Origin of the sequence: Priestia sp. RMT2NF4 (assembly GCF_047872835.1) — a bacterium.
Lineage (GTDB): Bacteria > Bacillota > Bacilli > Bacillales > Bacillaceae_H > Priestia > Priestia zanthoxyli.
Map to the genome: position 1 here is coordinate 1 of NZ_JBLQZO010000025.1, position 3,048 is coordinate 3,048.

Here is a 3,048-nt window from a genome sequence, read left to right on the forward strand (position 1 = left end):
TTGTTCTTTGAAAACTAGATAACAGTAATTGCTGAGGAAAAGTGAAACTTTTCTTTAATCAAACCAATAAATAACACAACTTTATGTTGTACCATTTATTCGCTAATGGTTAAGTTAGAAAGGGCGCACGGTGAATGCCTTGGCACTAGGAGCCGATGAAGGACGGGACTAACACCGATATGCTTCGGGGAGCTGTAAGTGAGCTTTGATCCGGAGATTTCCGAATGGGGAAACCCACTGTTCGTAATGGAACAGTATCTTTATCTGAATACATAGGATATTGAAGGCAGACCCGGGGAACTGAAACATCTAAGTACCCGGAGGAAGAGAAAGCAAATGCGATTTCCTGAGTAGCGGCGAGCGAAACGGAATTAGCCCAAACCAAGAGGCTTGCCTCTTGGGGTTGTAGGACACTCTATACGGAGTTACAAAGGAACGAAGTAAATGAAGCGACCTGGAAAGGTCCGTCGAAGAAGGTAACAACCCTGTAGTTGAAACTTCGTTCCCTCTTGAGTGGATCCTGAGTACGGCGGAACACGTGAAATTCCGTCGGAAGCTGGGAGGACCATCTCCCAAGGCTAAATACTACCTAGTGACCGATAGTGAACCAGTACCGTGAGGGAAAGGTGAAAAGCACCCCGGAAGGGGAGTGAAAGAGATCCTGAAACCGTGTGCCTACAAGTAGTCAGAGCCCGTTAACGGGTGATGGCGTGCCTTTTGTAGAATGAACCGGCGAGTTACGATCCCATGCAAGGTTAAGCTGATAAGGCGGAGCCGTAGCGAAAGCGAGTCTGAATAGGGCGTTTAGTATGTGGTTGTAGACCCGAAACCAGGTGATCTACCCATGTCCAGGGTGAAGTTCAGGTAACACTGAATGGAGGCCCGAACCCACGCACGTTGAAAAGTGCGGGGATGAGGTGTGGGTAGCGGAGAAATTCCAATCGAACCTGGAGATAGCTGGTTCTCTCCGAAATAGCTTTAGGGCTAGCCTCATGTTGTGAGAGTCTTGGAGGTAGAGCACTGATTGGACTAGGGGCCCCCAACGGGTTACCGAATTCAGTCAAACTCCGAATGCCAAAGACTTATCCATGGGAGTCAGACTGCGAGTGATAAGATCCGTAGTCAAAAGGGAAACAGCCCAGACCACCAGCTAAGGTCCCCAAGTATACGTTAAGTGGAAAAGGATGTGGAGTTGCTTAGACAACCAGGATGTTGGCTTAGAAGCAGCCACCATTTAAAGAGTGCGTAATAGCTCACTGGTCGAGTGACTCTGCGCCGAAAATGTACCGGGGCTAAACGTATCACCGAAGCTGTGGATTGACATCTTTGATGTCAGTGGTAGGAGAGCGTTCTAAGTGCTGTGAAGTCAGACCGTAAGGACTGGTGGAGCGCTTAGAAGTGAGAATGCCGGTATGAGTAGCGAAAGACAAGTGAGAATCTTGTCCACCGAATGCCTAAGGTTTCCTGAGGAAGGCTCGTCCGCTCAGGGTTAGTCGGGACCTAAGCCGAGGCTGAAAAGCGTAGGCGATGGCCAACAGGTTGATATTCCTGTACCACCTCCCCGCCGTTTGAGTAATGGGGGGACGCAGTAGGATAGGGTAAGCGCGCTGCTGGATATGCGCGTTCAAGCAGTTAGGCTGATGAGTAGGCAAATCCGCTCATCATAAAGGCTGAGCTGTGATGACGAGGGAATTATAGTACCGAAGTTCCTGATTCCACACTGCCAAGAAAAGCCTCTAGCGAGGCGGGAGGTGCCCGTACCGCAAACCGACACAGGTAGGCGAGGAGAGAATCCTAAGGTGATCGAGAGAACTCTCGTTAAGGAACTCGGCAAAATGACCCCGTAACTTCGGGAGAAGGGGTGCTCTGGTAGGGTGTATAGCCCGAGAGAGCCGCAGTGAATAGGCCCAGGCGACTGTTTAGCAAAAACACAGGTCTCTGCGAAGCCGCAAGGCGAAGTATAGGGGCTGACGCCTGCCCGGTGCTGGAAGGTTAAGAGGAGGGGTTATCCTTTGGGAGAAGCTCTGAATCGAAGCCCCAGTAAACGGCGGCCGTAACTATAACGGTCCTAAGGTAGCGAAATTCCTTGTCGGGTAAGTTCCGACCCGCACGAAAGGCGTAACGATCTGGGCACTGTCTCAACGAGAGACTCGGTGAAATTATAGTACCTGTGAAGATGCAGGTTACCCGCGACAGGACGGAAAGACCCCGTGGAGCTTTACTGTAGCCTGATATTGAATTTTGGTACAGCTTGTACAGGATAGGTAGGAGCCTGAGAAGCCGGAGCGCTAGCTTCGGTGGAGGCGTCGGTGGGATACTACCCTGGCTGTATTGAAATTCTAACCCGCGGCCCTGATCGGGCCGGGAGACAGTGTCAGGTGGGCAGTTTGACTGGGGCGGTCGCCTCCTAAAATGTAACGGAGGCGCCCAAAGGTTCCCTCAGAATGGTTGGAAATCATTCGTAGAGTGTAAAGGCACAAGGGAGCTTGACTGCGAGACCTACAAGTCGAGCAGGGACGAAAGTCGGGCTTAGTGATCCGGTGGTTCCGCATGGAAGGGCCATCGCTCAACGGATAAAAGCTACCCCGGGGATAACAGGCTTATCTCCCCCAAGAGTCCACATCGACGGGGAGGTTTGGCACCTCGATGTCGGCTCATCGCATCCTGGGGCTGTAGTCGGTCCCAAGGGTTGGGCTGTTCGCCCATTAAAGCGGTACGCGAGCTGGGTTCAGAACGTCGTGAGACAGTTCGGTCCCTATCCGTCGTGGGCGTAGGAAATTTGAGAGGAGCTGTCCTTAGTACGAGAGGACCGGGATGGACACACCGCTGGTGTACCAGTTGTCTTGCCAAAGGCATCGCTGGGTAGCTATGTGTGGACGGGATAAGTGCTGAAAGCATCTAAGCATGAAGCCCCCCTCAAGATGAGATTTCCCATAGCGCAAGCTAGTAAGATCCCTGAAAGATGATCAGGTTGATAGGTCAGAGGTGGAAGCGTGGCGACATGTGTAGCTGACTGATACTAATCGATCGAGGACTTAACCAAACTTT

Annotated in this window: 1 rRNA gene; it reads left to right on the top strand. The window is 51.6% G+C overall.

The features are described 5' to 3' along the window. Positions 1 to 107: 107 nt before the first annotated feature. Positions 108 to 3,043, top strand: a 23S ribosomal RNA gene (locus ACMX9J_RS27620). Positions 3,044 to 3,048: the final 5 nt, after the last annotated feature.